Origin of the sequence: Bradyrhizobium sp. AUGA SZCCT0182 (genome assembly GCF_018130185.1) — a bacterium.
Lineage (GTDB): Bacteria > Pseudomonadota > Alphaproteobacteria > Rhizobiales > Xanthobacteraceae > Bradyrhizobium.
On the sequence record NZ_JAFCLY010000077.1, the window covers coordinates 1 to 19,037 of the forward strand.

General features: G+C 62.4%; 14 protein-coding genes. 9 read left to right on the forward strand and 5 right to left on the reverse strand.

Features of this window, described 5'->3' with window-relative positions; all coding sequences use genetic code 11:
* The 4 genes from JQ611_RS40380 to JQ611_RS40395 form a co-directional block, all read right to left on the reverse strand.
* On the reverse strand, positions 1 to 189 hold a 189-nt coding region (locus JQ611_RS40380), incomplete at its 3' end, for a hypothetical protein (RefSeq protein WP_212468718.1).
* A 17-nt stretch (positions 190 to 206) separates the two neighbouring features.
* Positions 207 to 1,085 (reverse strand): DMT family transporter, encoded by an 879-nt coding sequence (locus JQ611_RS40385; RefSeq protein WP_212468719.1) that lies wholly within the window; start codon positions 1,083 to 1,085, stop codon positions 207 to 209.
* A 71-nt stretch (positions 1,086 to 1,156) separates the two neighbouring features.
* On the reverse strand, positions 1,157 to 1,891 hold the full coding sequence (locus JQ611_RS40390; RefSeq protein WP_409411337.1) for a TetR/AcrR family transcriptional regulator: 735 nt from the start codon (positions 1,889 to 1,891) through the stop codon (positions 1,157 to 1,159).
* On the reverse strand, positions 1,878 to 2,384 hold the full coding sequence (locus JQ611_RS40395; RefSeq protein WP_212268988.1) for a hypothetical protein: 507 nt from the start codon (positions 2,382 to 2,384) through the stop codon (positions 1,878 to 1,880). The genes JQ611_RS40390 and JQ611_RS40395 overlap by 14 nt, the downstream gene beginning before the upstream one ends.
* Positions 2,385 to 3,173: 789 nt before the next feature.
* Here JQ611_RS40395 and JQ611_RS40400 point away from each other — a divergent pair.
* Positions 3,174 to 6,500 carry an adenylate/guanylate cyclase domain-containing protein gene (locus JQ611_RS40400; protein ID WP_212468720.1) on the forward strand — a complete coding sequence of 1,109 codons (3,327 nt, stop codon included), beginning with the start codon at positions 3,174 to 3,176 and terminating at the stop codon, positions 6,498 to 6,500.
* 184 nt (positions 6,501 to 6,684) lie between these two features.
* Complete coding sequence (locus tag JQ611_RS40405) at positions 6,685 to 8,424, forward strand: serine hydrolase (RefSeq protein ID WP_212468721.1); 1,740 nt, start codon at positions 6,685 to 6,687, stop codon at positions 8,422 to 8,424.
* A gap of 129 nt (positions 8,425 to 8,553) precedes the next feature.
* On the opposite strand, the gene JQ611_RS40410 is transcribed toward JQ611_RS40405, so the two are convergent.
* Positions 8,554 to 10,284, reverse strand: a complete 1,731-nt coding sequence (locus tag JQ611_RS40410; RefSeq protein WP_212468722.1) for a caspase family protein — start codon at positions 10,282 to 10,284, stop codon at positions 8,554 to 8,556.
* A gap of 170 nt (positions 10,285 to 10,454) precedes the next feature.
* On the opposite strand from JQ611_RS40410, the gene JQ611_RS40415 reads away from it, so the two are divergent.
* From JQ611_RS40415 to JQ611_RS40445, 7 genes are all read left to right on the forward strand, one after another.
* Complete coding sequence (locus tag JQ611_RS40415; protein ID WP_212268924.1) at positions 10,455 to 11,810, forward strand: hypothetical protein; 1,356 nt, start codon at positions 10,455 to 10,457, stop codon at positions 11,808 to 11,810.
* A gap of 60 nt (positions 11,811 to 11,870) precedes the next feature.
* Positions 11,871 to 13,133, forward strand: a complete 1,263-nt coding sequence (gene metK / locus JQ611_RS40420; protein ID WP_212210133.1) for a methionine adenosyltransferase — start codon at positions 11,871 to 11,873, stop codon at positions 13,131 to 13,133.
* Positions 13,134 to 13,210: 77 nt separating this feature from the next.
* Positions 13,211 to 14,641, forward strand: a complete 1,431-nt coding sequence (gene ahcY / locus JQ611_RS40425) for an adenosylhomocysteinase (RefSeq protein ID WP_212392261.1) — start codon at positions 13,211 to 13,213, stop codon at positions 14,639 to 14,641.
* Positions 14,642 to 14,809: 168 nt separating this feature from the next.
* A complete protein-coding gene (locus tag JQ611_RS40430) occupies positions 14,810 to 15,226 on the forward strand; it encodes a nuclear transport factor 2 family protein (RefSeq protein WP_212392262.1) in 417 nt (138 codons plus the stop codon).
* Between the two features lie 54 nt (positions 15,227 to 15,280).
* Positions 15,281 to 16,747, forward strand: a complete 1,467-nt coding sequence (locus JQ611_RS40435) for an NAD(P)/FAD-dependent oxidoreductase (RefSeq protein WP_212468723.1) — start codon at positions 15,281 to 15,283, stop codon at positions 16,745 to 16,747.
* 167 nt (positions 16,748 to 16,914) lie between these two features.
* Positions 16,915 to 17,070, forward strand: coding sequence for a hypothetical protein (locus JQ611_RS40440; protein ID WP_211999004.1), 156 nt, complete (start codon positions 16,915 to 16,917; stop codon positions 17,068 to 17,070).
* A gap of 256 nt (positions 17,071 to 17,326) precedes the next feature.
* Positions 17,327 to 19,037: M10 family metallopeptidase (locus tag JQ611_RS40445; protein WP_212468724.1), on the forward strand; the 1,711-nt coding region annotated here is incomplete at its 3' end.

Consider the following 19,037-nt stretch of genomic DNA (forward strand, 5'->3'; position numbering starts at 1 on the left):
CGTAAACCAGCGTCCACCGCAACCCGTCCAACGTCCGTGACGACGGCCGACGCCCTTCTGAGTAGGACGGGATGGGCAGATATATGCTCCTGATTTGCCTTCTGGTAAACAGAAATATTTTTTATTTCGGGGCTTGACACGAATTCCGTAAATCAGAATTGATTTGCCCGTCGGGTTGATTTGTCGCACTCGTCGCATCCAGTTTGCTATTGCGCGCGGGGCGACGCATCTGGTCGAGCGATCGGTCTCACTTGCGTAATGGCGACGCCCGAGATGGCGAGTAGTGCCCCGATCGCCAATGTCGGGGTCACGCGGTCGCCAAGGAACAACACGCTCGAAAGCAGGGCGAAGACCGGAAGCAGCAGCGCGAATGGTGCCACGCGGGCCATGGTGCAACGGGCGATCAGCCAGAACCAAAGGCCAAACCCGACAATTCCTCCGATGAAAATAGTGTAGGCGAGCGCCATCCAGCCACGTTCGTCCGCCGTGACGAGGGTGGTCAGTTGCCCGTGTTCAAGGAACAGCGACATCAACATGACCTGCGGTACCGTGAAAAGTGACGACCACCCCGTCAACATCAAGGGATCGAACGGGCCGTGGCGCTTGGTCAGGACGTTGGCGACCGCGAACGCGAAGGCTGCCCCGACCACCAGCAGGATCGGTAACGCATTTGCGGACAGGCCCGGCCCGGCGGCCAGCACGACCACGCCGACGAAGGCAACCAACACTCCGGTGGATGTCATCAGCGATGGCCGCTCCGCAAGCAGCGGCCAGGCCAACAGGACGGTGAAGGGCGTCGTGAGTTGATAGGCGACGGCAGACATGCTGCCGGAACCGAGCCCCAGGCCCACATAAAACAACCCGAAATTCAGTCCACCAAGGAAGACCGAGATGACGGCGATTGAGCCGAGCTCTTGCCGTGTCGGCCTTGCAACGAAGGGGATGAGCAGCAGCGCTATGGCAAGGAAGCGCAGTCCAAGGAAGAAAAGTGGCGGAAACTGCAGCACGCCTACTTTGATGGCGACGAACTGATAGCCCCAGATGAGAGGCACCAGCACCGCGCAGGCGATCTGAATGGCAGACATGGCATCCTCATTTTTAGACCAATCGGTCCAGATATGGGCGCGTGTAATGCGGCGTGTGTCCATGGATTGAGCTACCTGATGAAGCGGTCGAGAAGGGCGTCGGCAGTGGCTTGCGACGCGGTGCGCGCTGGTCCCGTCTTGCCGACCACCCGAAGCCCCTCGACGAAGCAGACCAGTATCCGCGCGGCACTTGCAGGCTCAATACCGGCGGCCAGTTCGCCCGCTGCCTTTGCGCGCGCGAGTGCGCTGGCGAGCCTGGCCTCCATGGCTTTGAAAAAACCGCCGATGCGACCTTCGACATCCCCGTCGTGGCCGGCCAATTCCATGGCTGTGGCCACCAGCAGGCATCCGCGCCGACCGCTGGCGCCGCTCGTGCGCTCGACGTAACCAGCAAGGAAGGTCCGCAGGCCATCAACAGGCGCGTGGCGTGGACCGAGTTCGACGTCCATCCGCGCCAGAGCGTCGGCGATATAGCGATCGAGCGCACGCAGGAAGAGCGCGTGCTTATCCCCGAAGGCGGCATAAAGGCTGCCGCGCGAAAGCTTGGTCGCTCGAAGCAGGTCTGGAAGCGCCGTGCCGTGATAGCCGCGTGACCAGAACACACCCATGGCGCGCTCGACGGCGGCTTCCGTGTCGAAACCACGGGGCCGGCCACGCGGCAACTGCATTGCGGATTGGCGTGTCATAGCCGTATATATAGACTGATCGGTCTTGAATTGCAAATGGCAGCTATGAGCCAATCGCGTCGGCCTGCGTCGCAGCCAGCCTGCGCATTCCAGCGGCAATCGGAAATCACTTGCCGGCATTCTCGGCCGTGCCGTAGCTGCGGGCGATGATGCCGGCAGCAACCTGCAACGAAGAACCGGTCATCCAGCTGCCTCCGATCAAGGCCAGCGATCCGTCAGACACGGTCTCATCGAGGATGATGATGCCGACAGACGCAAACGTCGCAATCGCGGCAAGAAATATTCCGACCGCGCTCAGGATCTCAACCACAGTATCCGGGCTCCATCGTCGTTGGATCGAGGCTGATCTTCGGGCCGAACGGCGAGGCAGATCGATGCCGACATAGAAGCTGAAAGCCCCAAAGAGCATCATGAACAGGACGATCCCGACACTTAAGGGCAGTTCGTTTAGCCGGCGCAATAATGCTGCGGCGACGTACAAGCCGCAGGAGCCTCCAATCGCGGCGAGTCCTACTCGTTCAATGAGATGCGCCGATTTGATGAGAGCCGCAGGAGCGAACCCGGCCGTCTTGGTGCCGGATGACCTGTCGAAATTTGCATTGGCCATTTTCATGGGGCTGCCTTTCCTAAAAGTTGCCTGCCGGAACGACGCGATATGTTGGCCGCGCCTCGTGCAGCCATCGTCCGGCGTGAGGAAATCTCGATCGGCCGCATCAACGCGTTTGACGGCGTTATGCGCCTATATCCCCGAACACACCGTATGCCCTGCAGTTTTGTTGAATGGGTTTGGCCTGGGCTCGCGCAGGTTGCCGCCACATTGCCGGGCGCGTATTTGCGCCGCTTCCACGCTGGCGCCATTGAGCGCCCTCGGGTCCCCGGAAAAATCTGGTGTCGCTCATGACAGCAGCCGTTGGGACCGATCGAGCTTCTAGCACTGCCTAACGCGCGTCGGTGTGAACCCCTTCACATCGCCACGGCATGCTCCCTTCGTCATGTTCCGGGAGACAAGGTTCAAACAAACGTGTTCGGAGTAACGTAGTACCTGACTATTCGTTGGCCGACGGTTGATGCAGCGCAGGTTTCGGCGGGTCAGATATCGCCGACTCATCGATCGGCTCAATCTGGCGCAGAGTGCATATCAGTTCGAATTCTTTCAACGTTGCGAGTGGGTTCGGTCTTGCCGTCGAGCGGGGCGTCCAGCAATCCTGCCGTTTTGCATCCAGCCATTGCTCTCTTGAGTAGCGGACATTTCGACCGCGCGGCCTCCGGAAAAATCGAAAGCCGGGCACTGCAGATATGCGGCAAACAGGGCGTGCGACGACCGGGAAAAATATGCAATAATTTTTTCGTTACCGTGGTTCCAATATTAGGCAGGCCGCCAACCAGAGCGTGGGTGGTGCCAATGCAGCAGATTGCGGACTGGCTCGAGAAGCTGGGGCTTGGGCAATACGCGCTGCGTTTTGCCGAGAACGGCATTGATCTTGGTGTGCTTCCCGACCTGACGGATCAGGACTACGACAGATTGGGAGTCCTGATCGGTCATCGTCGCAAAATGTTGCGCGCGATTGCCGAACTCAATCAAGCCGAACTGGTCGCCGAGCCGGCGATCCGGCGCAATGCCGAACGACGCCATCTCACCGTCATGTTCTGCGACCTGGTCGGTTCGACGGCGCTTTCGGCGCGCCTCGATCCCGAGGACATGTGGGAGGTGATCCGCACCTATCGGGCCGCCTGCGCGAGGGTCATTGCCACTTACGACGGCATTATCGCCAGGTTCGTCGGCGATGGAATACTTGCTTATTTTGGCTATCCCGTTGCACACGAGGATGACGCGGAGCGCGCCGTGCGGGCGGGGCTCGACATCACCGCCGCAATAGGGCCGCTGGAGACGCGCGCGATACAGCGGGTAGAGGTGCGGATCGCGATCGCGACCGGACTTGTTGTGGTCGGCGACCTCATCAGCGGAGGCACGTCAGAGCAGCAGGCGATGGTCGGCGATACACCGAACGTCGCCGCCCGGCTGCAGGGCTTGGCGGAGCCGGGGGCCGTTGTCGTTGCGGATTCGACGCGCCAACTGCTTGGCGACCTGTTCACGTTTCGCAGCCTCGGCCGCCGCGAGGTCAAGGGCATCGACGAGCCCATCGCGGTCTGGGCGGTCGAAGGCGGAGCCGCATCGGAGAGTCGCTTCGAGGCGGTGCGAACCGTGCGCTCGATCGGCTTTGTCGGCCGCAAGGCAGAGATCGAATTCGCGCTCTCGCGCCAGCAGCTGGCGTGGCAGGGCCAGGGCCAGGTGGTCCTGATTTCCGGCGAGGCCGGGATCGGCAAGTCGCGCATTGTCGCGACGCTGTTGGAGAATCCTGCGTTGGGGGCGCACCGCCGGGTGCGCTATCAGTGCTCGCCCTACCATACCAACAGCGCGCTGCATCCCTTTGTCGCTCAACTCGAGCGCGCTGCCGGCATCAGGTCGCAGGACACGCAGGAGCAAAAGCTCGACAAGCTCGAGGCAATGCTCGCGCTCGGAACGCAGCAGGTGGCCAAGGCGACGCCGCTCATCGCCGCTCTGCTTTCGATCGCCACCGGCGAGCGCTATCCGCCGCTCGGCCTGAATCCAGTGCAGCAGCGGCGACAGACATTCGTCGCCTTGCTCGATCAGCTCGAGGGTTTGGCACGGCAGCAGCCTGTGCTGGTTGTCTGCGAGGACATGCACTGGGCCGACGCCACCACGCTTGAGCTGATCGATCTCACGGTCGACCGGATCAGGGCATTGCCGATACTCGTGCTGATGACCTTTCGGCCCGAGTTCGAGCCGCCCTGGGTGGGGCTTCCCAACGTCAGCCTGTCGCGGCTCGATCGGCTCGACCGGCGGGAAACGCGCGCGCTGGTCGAGCAGGTGACCGTCGGCCGGCAGCTGCCAGGCGAAATGATGACGCAGATCATCGAGAGGACGGATGGTATCCCGCTGTTCGTCGAGGAACTGACCAAGATGGTGCTGGAGTCCGGACTGCTGGTGGAAGATGCCGGGCGCTATCGGCTCGATAGTCCGCTCCCGCCGCTCGCCATTCCCGCGACGCTGCAGGACTCGCTGATGGCCCGGCTCGACCGGCTGGCGCCGGTCAAGGAGGTGGCGCAGATCGGCGCTGCCATTGGCCGCGACTTCTCGTATACGCTGCTGCGATGTGTGGCGGGGCGCGATGATCTGACATTGAGCGCCGCGCTGGCGCAGCTCGAGCAGGCCGAGCTGCTGATGCGGCGTGGCACGCCGCCGGAAGCACGCTACAGCTTCAAGCATGCGCTGGTTCAGGAAGCGGCTTACGAGAGCCTGCTCAAGAGCCGGCGGCTGCAGCTCCACAAGCATATTGGCGATGTCCTGCGCGACAGCTTTCCGGTGATCGCCGAAACCGAGCCGGAAGTCTTGGCTTATCACTTCACTGAAGCGGGGCTCGGCGAGGTGGCCCTCGGGTGGTGGCGCAAGGCCGGCCAGCAGGCGCTGAAACGCTCGGCGTATTCCGAGGCGGTCGCCCATCTCGGCAAGGCCGTCGCGATCGCCGATGGGGTGCCCGACGCGCCGGGCCGCATCATGAGCCGGCTCGATCTCCAGATTGCCTATAGCCGCGCGCTGCGCGGAAGCCTTGGGCACAGCGCGCCCGAAACGGTGGCGGCATGGACGCGCGCCCGGCAGTTCGCAGCTGACATCAATGATCCGGTCGAACTGGCGCCGATCCATTCGGGCCTGTTCAATGCCTGCCTCACTCACGGCGAGATCGCGCCGATGCGGGAGTTGGTGGATGCAATCGTCAGCGCCGCCGACCGGCGACCGGAATCGCCGGTGGCGGCAGTCCTCGCCCATTGCACCAGCGGGGTGACTTGCTGGTTCGGCGGCGATTACCTCAATGCGAAAGTGCATCTTGAGCGGGCCCTGGCGATCTACGGCGCCGAGCCGAATCCCGAGACCTTCAGGGCGTCGACGCTGGACCTGCCGTTCGTCATCATGAGGTTTCTCGCCCTGGTGCTCTGGCCGATCGGAAAGATTGATCGAGCGCGCCGGCTCGCCGCGGCAGCGGTGAGTGTCCCGGGCGAAAAGCGGGCGCTGTCGCAGGCCAATGCGCTGGTTCACAAGGCCGTCTTCGACGGACTATGCCGGGGCATGTTGCAGCAGACGGAGACCATCCTTGCCCTCGCTCTCGCCCGCGAACATACGATGCCGTTGTATGTGGCCGCCGGGACCTACCTGAACGGCCTTGCAAAGTGGCGCGCCGGCGAGCAGGTGGAGGGACTGAGCGAAATGCGCCGCGGCTGGACCTTGCTGCATGAAAATGATTGCTACCTTTGTGAGCCGTTCTGGGGGATGCATGTTGCCCTGGCGAACGCAGAAGCCGGGCAGCTCGAAACCGGGCTGGAAATTGTGCGCGCGTTGATCGGCTGGACGGAACAATCCGGCCAGCATTGGCTCGATGCCGAACTGCATCGTGCCCGGGGAGAGCTGCTGCTCCGTTGCGACCCGCCGAACGCTTCCATGGTCGAAGATGCCTTCAACAGGGCCCTTGAAATCGCCCGCCGCCAGCAGACCAAGACTTTCGAATTGCGCAGCGCGCTTGGCCTGGCGCGCTTCTACATCAGGAATGGTCGAGCGGCGCCCGTATCCGAACTGCTCGGGCCACTCCTTGTTGACTTCGACACCGCGCAGGATCTCCCCGAAATCGAAGAGGCGGAGAAGCTGCTCCGGCGCTAGCCGGTGCAACTACATTCTTTCGAGGGCCGGAAGGGCGAACCGCGCCGAGCGAAGCGTCTTCACTTCTCCGTCAGGCAGGCTTCGCGAGCGGCTCGCCACGAGCTACAATCCGCAACGCAACCTTGCCGCGTGGTGCAGCCTGATCCGGGATATGCGCTAGCTGCTGTTCGAGCCGAGAAGCTGCATGTCCCACGCATCCGCCGAGGCGCCAACCACGCCGGTTTCCTCGTTCGCCTCCGATCTCGATCGTCTTGCCGCCGAAGTGATGGCCGACTGGAAGGTGCCGGGGGTCGCGCTTGCCGTGGTGCAGGACGGCAAGGTGGCGCTGACGCGGGCCTATGGTCAGCGCGATGTCGAGGCAAATCTGCCTGTAACGCCGGCGACGCAGTTCGTGATCTGCTCGATCACCAAATCATTCACCGCGACCGCGATCGCGCTGTTGCACCATGAGGGGCGGCTCGACTGGACCAAGCCGGTGCGCGACTACATGCCCGAGTTTCGCCTGAGCGATCCGGTCGCGACCGAGCGGGTCACGGTGCGCGACCTGCTGAGCCATCAGTCGGGGCTGCCGCGCCATGACTGGGTGCATATGGCAGGCGACCGGGCGCCCGCCGAAATGCTCGGCCTGATGCGGCATCTCGAATTGAGCCGCGATATCCGCACCACCTGGCAATACAACAACCTCTGCTACAACGTTGCGGGTCTCTTGATCGAGCGCATCAGCGGACAGAGTTTCGAGGCGTTCATCCGGACCCGGCTGACCGACCGGCTCGGCATGACCGTCAGCTTCAACCTCGACGACCTTGAAGCCGCAGGTGAAGCGGCGCGGCCGTACATGATGCACGAGGATACACGGCTGCCGGCGATGCGCCTGCCGATCCGCACCATTGCGGCCGGTGCGATCAACACGTCGGTCACCGGTCTTGCGAACTGGATGCGGCTGCATCTGGACAAAGGTGAATTCGACGGCGAACGGCTGCTGCCGGCAGCGCTGATCGGTGAACTGCATGCGTCGCGTGCCTTCATCTCGGCGCCCAACCTCGCCGAGTTCGGTCAGGCGCTCTATGGCCTTGGCTTCCAGACCAACTACTATCGCGGCGACCGGATGGTGTTTCACGGCGGCGGCTGGGTCGGCTGGGGATCGCTGATGACGCTGATGCCGGACCTGGGCATCGGAATTGCCGTCCTGACCAACCGCAGCCCGAGCGAAGTGCCGTCAACGCTGACCTGGTACATCCTCGACCGGCTGCGTGGCCGCGCGCCGGTCGAATGGCGTGCACGCTTCCTCAAGCAGCGCGATGAATTCATCGCCCACATGCAGGTCGACAAGGACGCGCGGGAAAAGGCGCGTCACAAGGATACGCGCCCGGCGCACGACCTCGCGGCCTATGCCGGCGAGTACGCGCATCCGGCCTATGGCGTGATGTCGGTGAAAGCACAGAACGGTGCGCTGCACTGGGCGTGGCGCGGGATGTCCGCGCCCCTGACGCACCGTCATTACGAGACGTTCGAATTGCCCGAGGAGCCGCACCGCCTGCAGCCGGACCGGCTTGCCATCACCTTCCTGACCGACCGCGACGGCAACATCGTCAGCCTGTCGGCGCCGCTGGAGCCAATGGTGAAGGATATCGTCTTTGCACGGCTTGCGGCCGGCGACTGCACCGATCCTGCGTTCCGCGCCCGATGCGTCGGCCACTTCAAGGGCGGTTCGATCACGCATCGCGTCACGCTGGATAGCGAAGGCCGTCTGATGCTGAAGCCCGACTACCAGCCGGCCTATCGCCTCGCGCCCGAGCAGGGCAGAAGGTTTCGCATCGTCGAGCTGGAAGGTTTTGTCGTCGAGTTCCGCGGCGAGGCTGTTATCGACGAGGTGATCTTCCATCAGCCGAACGGCGTCTTCGTTGCACAGCGGGTGGAGGAGTAAGAAGTAACTTTCTACGTCATTGCCTGCGACAAACGCGAAGCGTTTGCGCATGAAGCAATCCATCCATCCGCTATGCCGCGAGATGGATTGCTTCGCTTCGCTCGCAATGACGGGGCGAGAGCGGCGTGCTCACTTCCCCGTCAGATAGACCTCGCCGAGCAGCGATGAATTCGACCACGGCACCTGTTTGGCCTTGGTTGCGGCGACGACTTCGGCGCGGACTCGCGTCAGCATCTGCTGCACTTCGAGCCCGGGCGTGCCGATGTGGCGCGACAGGGCTGCCGAGAAAGGGCTGTTGACGCCTTCGCCGTCGAGCGCCACCTGTCCGGGCGCGGTTGCATAGGCGATCAGCGTTCCCGCGCCCAGCGTCGAGCCGGCGCCAAGGCTGGCCGGCGCGGCGAGACCGGGTCCGGCCTGGATGCCGCGATTGGCGCCCGCGGAAGCCACTTGCGTCGTCGCCACGGGGGGAGTCATGGGGTTGTTGCGGCAGGCGTCCATGATCAGGATGTTGGTGCGCACCTGATCGTCAAGACCGGCCATGATCGTATCCATTTCCACCATCGTATCAGTCATGCGGCCGCCGGCTTGCAGCGCCACGTCGATCGGCACCAGGTAGTTGCGGCCCTCGACCTGCACGCCATGACCGGCGTAGTAGACCACCGCCACCTGCGCCCGTGCCGCATCGCGCAGGAAGTTGCGGATCGTCGACTGCATCGCCACGCGATCGAGATCGATGCCTTCGTTCACCACGAAGCCGATGTCACGCAGGCTCCTGGCGATCGAGCGGGCGTCGTTGACCGGGTTCGGCAGCGGCGTGACGTGCGTATAGGCGCCGTTGCCGATCACGAGCGCGACGCGCCGGGTGGTGCCCTGGAGCGGGGCGGGAAGCGGGGCAGGGGTGGCCGCGCCGGCCGGCGCCGGCGTCGTGTTGGTTGTCGTGTTTGATGTCGCATCTCTCGGCGCCGGCGCCGTTGGGTCCGTGAGCAGCGATAGCCGAACCTTCGCGGTGGCCTGATTGGATTTGCTGCCGGCATCCGACGCCTTGCCTTCGAGGGTTGCGGCGTAGTCCTGCTTCGCGCTGGTGAAATCGCCCTTTGCTTCATAGGCGAGGCCGCGCTGGCTGTAGGCCGAGATCAGCACGCTGCCGGGCGGCGTCATGATGTTGACCGGCGCCTTCGCCTTGGCGAGGCGGATCGCCTCGGTGCCGTCGGCAATGGCACGTTCGAAGTCGCCCTTGGCGCGCCAAAGCACGGCGCGGTGGATCAGCGGCTGCGGCAGCGCCGCGTCGAGCCGGATCGCTTCGTTGATGTCGGCCATCGCGCCGTCGAGATCGCCGAGCGCCTGTTTCGAGATGCCGCGGTTCTGGTAGGAGAACGGAGATTTCCGTCCGGCGTTGATCGATGCGTCATAGTCGGCGATCGCCTTGGCGTACTCGCCCTTGCCGCGCCACGCGTTGCCGCGGTTGTGAAACAGGATGCCGCTCGGCGGCCCCAGCCGCAGCGCGTCGTTGAAGTCCGATATCGCGATGTCGTATTCGCCTTTGTCGTAATAGGCCGAGCCGCGCAGATTGTAGATCGCGATGTCAGGCTTGAGCCTGAGCGCCTCGCTGGCGTCGGCGATGACCTTGACGTAGTCGCCCTTCTTGTTCCAGCCGACCGCGCGCCAGAAATAGATGCCCGCGAGCTTCTCGCCGGAAAACACCTTCAGCGCGATGATCTTGTTGCAGGCATCGATCATCTGATCGGCCGGCGTGGTGTCGGTGGTGCAGAGCGGCCCGAGTTGTTTGCGGGACTGGGCGAGGGAGGGCGCCGACCACAGGGCGGCGGCGAGCAAGCTCAGCATCAGGATCGCGCGGCGCATCAATTGGTCCTTACCATCAAGGGGTTGCGTCCTTGTCTTGGTGGCGAAATCCGGGATGGCGGTTCATGCCGGCCGGGCCGGGAAACAGGCCTTTCCCCAGTGGGCAGATGGTGGTAGGACGTCCCGGTCACCCGCCGTTGCCCACCGTTCCGTCCCAAAACCGCCACCCGATGAAAAACGACAAGATTCTCAGCCAGATATCGGATTTCTGCCGCCAGGCCGATATGGCGGAGACGACGTTTGGCCGCCGGGCCGTCAATGACGGCAAGCTGGTGCATCGCCTGCGCGAGGGCAAGCGCATTACCATCGACACGCTGGACCGGATCCAGGCCTATATCGCCGCCTCGACGCCGGGCGGGCTGCCGCCGCCGCGCGGGATCGAAGTGCCGCCCGAGAAGCGTGACCCCAGGGGCAATTTCCGCTTCTTCGAGAACCGGCAGAAATACCTGCTGTTCGTCCATACCTGCAGCGAAAAGCGGATAATCGCCGACCGGGTGGCGCTCGAGCTGTCGAGCCTGCATCCGCGGCCGCCGGCGCTACGCGTGTTCGATGCCGGCGTCGGCGACGGCACGGTGCTGGCGCGGGTGATGCGCTCGATGCACGGCCGCTTCCCCCATATGCCGTTCTATATCGCCGGCAAGGAGCTCAGCCTGGAGGACGTCCGCCTGACGCTCGACAAGGTTCCGGACCGGCTGTTCGAACATCCCGCGACCGTTTTTGTGCTCACCAACATGTACTACGCCGAGGCGCCCTGGCTGACGCCGGCTTCGCCCGCGGCGGCCGCAGGCATGATCTGGCATGAGGTGGCCTTGCAGGGGGCCTCGTCGGGCGAGTTCGAGACCCAGATCGCCGCACTGGGCCCATTTCTTGAGCAGAACTGGCGGGCCAATGTCAGCCCCACATCGGGCATGCCGATCTATGAACGGCCGGTGGCGCTGGTGGTTTACCGGGAGGACCACCGGTTCCTGCTTGATTCGATCATCCCCCGGGCGGGCCGAACCGAGGCCAATTTCGATCTCGTCATCGCATCCCAGCCATACCGGGCCAAATCCTCTGTGAATTTCCGCGCCAAGCGGATCATCGCGCCGCTGGCGCGGGCGCTGCGGGCCGGCGGCCGGTTGATTGGAATTCACTCCCATGGGCAGGATCCGGGGCTGGAAATCATCCAGGCGGTGTGGCCCGGAGAAAATCCTTTCGCGGTGAGCCGTCATGAGCTATTGCGCACGGTGAAATATGAGCTGGGGTCAGCCGGGCGCGACCTCAATTTTAATGCTTACGCCGATAACCGTTCCATCTTCCGTTATGATATGGAAGCGCTGCCCAACGAGGTCACCGGCTCGATCGGAACCTCGACGGCCTTTGCAGCGTGGAATGCGGCGGTGTATGTCGCCCAGATCGAAGACGAACGGTTGACGGAAATGACCGAAAACGGCCGAACCCTCGATGCCACCAGAGAGGTTCTGCGCAAGCATAATGGGCTTTGGTTTTACGACGAATCCTACGTCATTTCGCGCCGTCGCGACTGACATTCCGGGATAAATGACAAAGAGAGCCCGCCGACAGCAGGCGGAAACAAGGGGTTGTTGATGCGCGCGTCTTATCTTTTCACCAGCGAGTCGGTTTCCGAAGGCCATCCGGACAAGGTTTCGGATCAAATCTCCGACGCCATTCTCGATGCCTTCCTCGAGAAGGACGTCAAGCTAGGTATTGCCGACGACAGTGCGGTAAATACCCGTCTCGGCTGCGAGACACTCTGCACGACCAACAAGATCGTGATTGCGGGCGAGGGCCGTGGCCAGTTGTTCCGCGACATTCACGGCGTCTCGGTGGTAGATCGCGAACTGATCTCCGAGATCGCCCGCGGCGTAGTCAAGGACATCGGCTACGACCAGAACGGCTTCTCCTATCACGGCGCCGATATCGAAGTGCTGCTGCATGGCCAGTCGCCCGATATTGCGATGGGCGTCGATGCCAAGAAAAAGAAGAGCGGCGAAGAAGAAGGCGCCGGCGACCAGGGCATGATGTTCGGCTATGCCTGCAACGAGAGCGAAATCTACGAAAAGGGCAGCTTCATGCCCGCGCCGATTTTCTTCGCGCACCGCATCCTGAAAGTGCTGTCCGACAAGCGCCGCAGCGGTCAGCTGTTCGACCTGCAGCCCGACGCCAAGAGCCAGGTCACGGTGAAATATGTCGAAGGCAAAGCGGTCGGCTGCACCAAGGTCGTGGTGTCGACCCAGCACAACGAGAAGAGCCGCAACGGCAAGAAGTATTCGCCCGGCCTGATCAAGGACATGATCGCGCATGAAGTCGAGTCGGCACTGCCGAAGGGCTGGATGCCGCAAAAGTCCTCCGACTTCCTGGTCAATCCGACCGGCAATTTCGTGGTCGGCGGCCCCGACGGCGATTGCGGCCTGACTGGCCGCAAGATCATCGTCGACACCTATGGCGGCTACGCGCCGCATGGCGGCGGCGCCTTCTCCGGCAAGGATCCGACCAAGGTCGATCGTTCCGCTGCCTATGCCGCGCGCTACCTCGCCAAGAACGTTGTCGCGGCTGGCTTTGCCGATCGCTGCACCATCCAGGTCGCCTATGCGATCGGCGTCGCCGATCCGATGTCGCTGCTGGTGGAAACCCACGGCACCGGCAAGGTCGATGAAAAGAAGCTCGAAAAGGTGCTGCCGCAACTGTTCCGGCTGACCCCGACCAACATCCGCCGTACGCTGAAACTGAACCGGCCGATCTATCGCCGCACCGCGTCCTATGGCCATTTCGGCCGCGCGCCGGAAAAGGATGGCGGCTTCTCCTGGGAAAAAACCGATCTGGTGTCCGCGCTGAAGGGTGCGTTCTGATTTTCTCCGTAATCGTCCTGCTTATTCCGGAAAGCCTTTCGCGCTTTTCGGAATAAGCTTTTTCAAGGGATCAACACATGACCGCCGCCGCCAAGAAGCCTGCCTTTACCGACTACATCGTCAAGGACATCTCGCTCGCCGAATTCGGCCGCAAGGAACTCTCGCTGGCCGAGACCGAAATGCCCGGCCTGATGGCGACGCGCGAGGAATACGGCCCGAAGCAGCCACTGAAGGGCGCGCGCATCGCGGGCTCCCTGCACATGACGATCCAGACCGGCGTGCTGATCGAGACGCTGGCCGCACTCGGCGCCGACATCCGCTGGGTCTCCTGCAACATCTATTCGACGCAAGATCACGCGGCGGCGGCGATCGCAGCCGCCGGCATTCCGGTGTTTGCCGTCAAGGGCGAGAGCCTCACCGAATACTGGGATTACACCGCCAAGCTGTTCGACTGGCACGGTGGCGGTCACCCGAACATGATCCTTGACGACGGCGGCGACGCCACCATGTACGTCCATCTTGGTCTGCGCGCCGAGAACGGCGACACCAAGTTCCTGGACAAGCCGGGTTCGGAAGAAGAGGAAGTCTTCTTCGCGCTGCTGAAGAAGCAGCTCAAGGAAAAGCCGAAGGGCTATTTCGCCGAGATTGCCAAGAGCATCAAGGGCGTTTCCGAAGAGACCACCACGGGCGTGCATCGCCTCTATGACATGCAGAAGGCCGGTACGCTGTTGTGGCCGGCGATCAACGTCAACGACAGCGTGACCAAATCGAAGTTCGACAACCTCTATGGCTGCCGTGAATCGCTGGTCGACGGCATCCGCCGCGGCACCGACGTCATGATGTCGGGCAAGATTGCGATGGTCGCGGGCTTCGGCGACGTCGGTAAGGGATCGGCCGCGTCATTGCGCCAGGCCGGCTGCCGCGTGATGGTGTCGGAAGTCGATCCGATCTGCGCGCTGCAGGCGGCGATGGAAGGCTACGAGGTCGTGACCATGGAAGACGCGGCACCCCGCGCCGACATCTTCGTCACCGCCACCGGCAACAAGGACATCATCACCATCGAGCACATGCGCGCGATGAAGGATCGCGCCATCGTCTGCAACATCGGCCACTTCGACAACGAGATCCAGATCGCGGGTCTGAAGAACCTGAAGTGGGACAACATCAAGCCGCAGGTCGACGAGATCACCTTCCCCGACAACCACCGTATCATCCTGCTGTCGGAAGGCCGCCTGGTGAACCTCGGCAACGCCATGGGCCATCCGAGCTTCGTGATGTCGGCTTCGTTCACCAACCAGACGCTGGCGCAGATCGAACTGTTCGCCAACAACAAGGACGGCAAGTACAAGAAGGAAGTCTACGTGCTGCCGAAGTCGCTGGACGAGAAGGTGGCGCGGCTGCATCTCGCCAAGATCGGCGTCAAGCTGACCGAACTGCGCCCCGACCAGGCCGAGTATATCGGCGTCAAGCCGGAAGGCCCGTTCAAGGCGGATCACTATAGGTATTGAGCCAACCGCATGCGCGACAAAAAAGCCCCGGAGCGATCCGGGGCTTTTTTCATGGCACAACCCTGATACGATCTGAGGTGGAAGAACGACAAGCCCGCCACTATTGAAGCGGGCGGCACACTTTCCAGACTTCACTTTCAGACGCGAAAACATTGCGGAGGGAAAGTCATGTCGAACGAAGCAGCAAATGTCGCAATCCTCAAAGAAGTCTATCACCAATGGCACGAAACGCGCGGTGGTAGCGTCGAGCAGTTCCTGAGCATCGCCGATCCAAAGATCAGCTGGGGGTCGGTGCCGCGGGGCGCGGCACCGCTTCAATTCGCGACGCATTACGATGGCCGCGAGGGGTTGCGGACTTACTTCGACGGGCTCCTGGCCGACTGGGCGATGATACACTACACAATCGACGAATACGTCGCACAGGGTGAGGCTGTTTGCGCCCGTGGCTCGACGGCGTGGACCAACAAGAAGACCGGCAAGGCCGTGGAGACACCGAAGGTGGATTTTTGGCGCTTCAAGGATGGCAAAGCGGTCGAGTTCTATGAGTATTTCGACTCTGCCGCCGTCGTCGTCGCGGCCACCTGAAGCCGGTTGCAATTGGGCGCGGCCCTGCCCATACCTGTGGGCAGGGAGAGCGTGATGACGGATACATCAGAGCATTTCGACGTCCTCATCGTCGGCGCCGGTCTGTCCGGCATCGGCGCGGGATATCACCTGCAGCAGAAATGCCCCGGCAAGAGCTACGCCATTCTCGAGGGCCGCGACTGCATCGGCGGCACCTGGGATCTGTTTCGCTATCCCGGCGTCCGCTCCGACAGCGACATGTTCACGCTCGGCTATTCGTTCAAGCCGTGGACCGAGCCGAAGGCGATCGCCGACGGGCCGAACATTCTCAACTATGTGCGGCAGACCGCGTTCGAGAACGGTATCGACAGGAATATCCGCTTCAACCACAGCGTCAAACGCGCGTCGTGGTCGTCGCAGGATGCGCGCTGGACCGTGGAGGCCGAACGCAAGGTGGGCGAGGGTGGACCCGAGACCGTGCGCTTCACCTGCAATTTCCTGTTCATGTGCTCGGGCTATTACAAATACGAGGAAGGGTACACGCCGGAGTTTGCCGGCACAGCGGATTTTGCCGGCCGCATCGTGCATCCGCAGAAATGGCCCGAAGACATCGACTATGCCGGCAAGCGCGTCGTGGTGATCGGCTCCGGCGCGACAGCGGTAACGCTGGTGCCGGAGATGGCCAGGACCGCGTCGCACGTCACCATGCTGCAGCGCTCGCCGACTTATGTGGTGGCGCGGCCCGCGGAAGACGCGCTCGCCAACAAGCTGCGGCGCAACCTGTCCGCAAAACTCGCCTATCACATGATCCGCTGGCGCAACGTGCTGTTCGGCATGTATTTCTTCCAGCTCTGCCGGCGCAAGCCCGACCGCGCCAAAGCGCTGATCCTCGGCGGCGTCAAAATGGCGCTCGGTCCCGACTACGACATCGGCACGCATTTCACGCCGCGCTACAATCCCTGGGAGCAGCGGCTGTGCCTGGTGCCGGACGGCGACCTGTTCAAGGCAATCAGGGACAAGCGCGCCTCCGTCGTCACCAATCACATCGACACCCTCACCAAAAGCGGCATCAAGCTGAAGGACGGCAGCGAACTCGAAGCCGATATCATCGTCACCGCGACCGGGCTTAACCTGCAGGTGCTCGGCGGTCTCGAAGTCAGCGTCGACGGCAGGAAAGTCGATTTCGCGCGGACGCTGAACTACAAGGGCATGATGTATTCGGACGTGCCGAACATGGCCTCGGCGTTCGGCTACACCAACGCGTCGTGGACGCTGAAATGCGATCTCACCTGCGAATATGTCTGCCGCCTGATCAACTACATGGACCGGCACGGCTACAAGCAATGCGTGCCGCACAACCTCGATCCGTCGGTATCGGAACTGCCGTCGCTGGATTTCTCCTCCGGCTACGTGCAGCGCGCGATCGCGCAGATGCCCAAGCAGGGCTCGAAGCGGCCGTGGCGGCTCTACCAGAACTACGCCCTCGACATCGTCACGCTGCGCTACGGCAAGATCGACGACGGGGTGATGCAGTATTCGTGACGGCCTCGCCGCGGGCTGTCCGTGGCGCCAGCCGGAAAGCCTTCTGCGTAATTTCGCGTATACGCGGGCCCGCGCGAATCGTTCAGCCTGCCCAACGGTTAACACCGGATTAACCGGTGCCGCCTACGCTGTCTGGCTTGAGGCTAACTGACAGCACGAGGAAGCCCATGGATGCCCAGCGAATTGCCGTCGATGCCGTGGTTGCATTGACCGATTGCGACCGCGACGCGGTCGTTGCCTTTATCCGCAGGCTCTATCTGGCCGGCGTCACGGACCCCAAGCGCCTGACCTTCAAGGGCCTGCAGGCGATGGGGCGGAGCTGATCGCCATCCCTGCCGGACGAAGCCACCGCCCTCGGCAACGGAACCTTGGCGTCACGACAAGTTGTCCGCAAAAATACGGGGTACCTCTTCCGATCCCGGATGTCGGACGTTCCCGCTAGGGAACTGACCCTGTGTTAATGTAGTATTGCCGCTCTCCAACAATTTTTCGCCAAAGGTTAAGGCAAGCGTATCGACTTGTGGTTTACGAATCGAAGCAGTCCCGAATCAGGTTTTGCGAAGTGCCTGGAGAGCTGCGTTGGCCACTGCGACAAATACGTCCCGAACGAACAATGCCGAGATCGATGGTCTGCTCAGCGGCACCAGATGGACCGGCACGATCACCTACAGCTTTCCGGATTCGCCCAGCGACTACCCGGCCAACTATTACGGCTACGGTGAGCCGACGGCGTCAGGGTTCGGCATCGCCCCCTCGGCGATGCAGCAAGCCATTGTCTACGCGTTTGCACTGATCTCGAGCTATACCAACATCACGGTCCAGTATGCCGGAAACGGCAGCGCCGACATCATGGTGGCGCAATCCCCGGAAGCCAATCCGACCTCCTACGCCTATTATCCGGCCAACGTGCCGGCCGGCGGCGACATCTGGTTCGGCACCGCTTACCCCTATGCGCAGGCCAAGCTGGGCAACTATTATTTCGCGACGGCACTGCACGAGCTGGGACACTCGCTCGGCCTCAAGCACAGCCAGGAGACCGGCGGCGTCGCCAATGTCGCGGTGCCGACCGCGCATGACTCTTCCGAGTTCACGGTCATGAGCTACCGCAGCTACGTCGGCGCGCCGCTGACGGGCTACACCGCCGAATCCTACGGCTACGCGCAAACCTACATGGCGAACGATATTCTCGCCCTGCAGACGATGTATGGCGCCAACTATTCGACCAATAGCGGAAACACCGTCTACTCCTGGAACGCGACGACCGGACAGCAGTACATCAATGGGGTCGCGCAGCTGGCGCCCGGCAATGGCGTCGGCGGCTCGGCCAATCGCGTGTTCGAGACGGTGTGGGACGGCAACGGCATCGATACCTACGACCTGTCAAACTACGGGACCGGGGTGACGATCAATCTCAATCCCGGCGCGTCCTCGATCACCTCATCGACGCAAATTGCCTATCTCGGAAACGGGCACTACGCGCAGGGCAATATCTTCAACGCCTATTTGTACAACAATGATGCGCGGTCCTATATCGACAACGCCATCGGCGGCTCGGGTAACGATTCTCTCACCGGCAATGTGATCGCGAATACCCTGACGGGTGGCGGTGGAAACGATACGCTGATTGGCGGCGGTGGAAACGACGCGCTGATCGGCGGGGCCGGGACTGACACGGCGATATTTTCAGGCAACTCAAGCGATTATCTGATCAGCTACAACGCTACGACGCAGGTTTATACATTGGCGGATCAGCGCAGTGGCACGCCGGATGGCACGGAGACCGCGAGTGGGATCGAATATTTCGGTTTTGCAGACGGCACGTTTGCAAGCTCGAATTTTCCTAATCAGGCGCCGGTGGCGACGATCAACGATCACAGTGTGTCCGTGAATGCGTGGGCGCAGGTATCGAGCTGGGTCAATTATTCCGATGCCGATGGCAATGCCGCAACCCGGTATCAGTTCTGGGATGGCGGCAGCGGTGCCAACAGCGCCTATATCTGGACGCCCAACAATTATCATAACAATGCAGAAACCGAAATTACCGTCGCTGCCTCCGATCTTGCAAACGTCTGGATAAGGGGCGGGACGGCCGGTGGCTCGGAAACCATGTTCGTCCGGGCCTTCGATGGCATCCGTTGGAGCGCCTGGGACAGCTTCGTATTCACCACAATCCCGAACACGGCGCCGGTGGCGACGATCAACGATCACAGTGCGAACGCGAATACGTGGGCGCAGGTATCGAGCTGGGTCAATTATTCCGATGCCGATGGCAATGCCGCAACCCAGTATC

What these genes read in the sequence shown, in the direction of transcription:
- ahcY (WP_212392261.1), top strand. Translation starts at nt 13,211, where the DNA reads ATGACCGCCGCCGCCAAGAAGCCTGCCTTTACCGACTACATCGTCAAG.
- JQ611_RS40385 (WP_212468719.1), bottom strand. Translation starts at nt 1,085, where the DNA reads ATGTCTGCCATTCAGATCGCCTGCGCGGTGCTGGTGCCTCTCATCTGG.
- JQ611_RS40430 (WP_212392262.1), top strand. Translation starts at nt 14,810, where the DNA reads ATGTCGAACGAAGCAGCAAATGTCGCAATCCTCAAAGAAGTCTATCAC.
- JQ611_RS40390 (WP_409411337.1), bottom strand. Translation starts at nt 1,891, where the DNA reads ATGCCGGCAAGTGATTTCCGATTGCCGCTGGAATGCGCAGGCTGGCTG.
- metK (WP_212210133.1), top strand. Translation starts at nt 11,871, where the DNA reads ATGCGCGCGTCTTATCTTTTCACCAGCGAGTCGGTTTCCGAAGGCCAT.
- JQ611_RS40395 (WP_212268988.1), bottom strand. Translation starts at nt 2,384, where the DNA reads ATGAAAATGGCCAATGCAAATTTCGACAGGTCATCCGGCACCAAGACG.
- JQ611_RS40400 (WP_212468720.1), top strand. Translation starts at nt 3,174, where the DNA reads ATGCAGCAGATTGCGGACTGGCTCGAGAAGCTGGGGCTTGGGCAATAC.
- JQ611_RS40435 (WP_212468723.1), top strand. Translation starts at nt 15,281, where the DNA reads ATGACGGATACATCAGAGCATTTCGACGTCCTCATCGTCGGCGCCGGT.
- JQ611_RS40415 (WP_212268924.1), top strand. Translation starts at nt 10,455, where the DNA reads ATGAAAAACGACAAGATTCTCAGCCAGATATCGGATTTCTGCCGCCAG.
- JQ611_RS40410 (WP_212468722.1), bottom strand. Translation starts at nt 10,284, where the DNA reads ATGCGCCGCGCGATCCTGATGCTGAGCTTGCTCGCCGCCGCCCTGTGG.
- JQ611_RS40440 (WP_211999004.1), top strand. Translation starts at nt 16,915, where the DNA reads ATGGATGCCCAGCGAATTGCCGTCGATGCCGTGGTTGCATTGACCGAT.
- JQ611_RS40405 (WP_212468721.1), top strand. Translation starts at nt 6,685, where the DNA reads ATGTCCCACGCATCCGCCGAGGCGCCAACCACGCCGGTTTCCTCGTTC.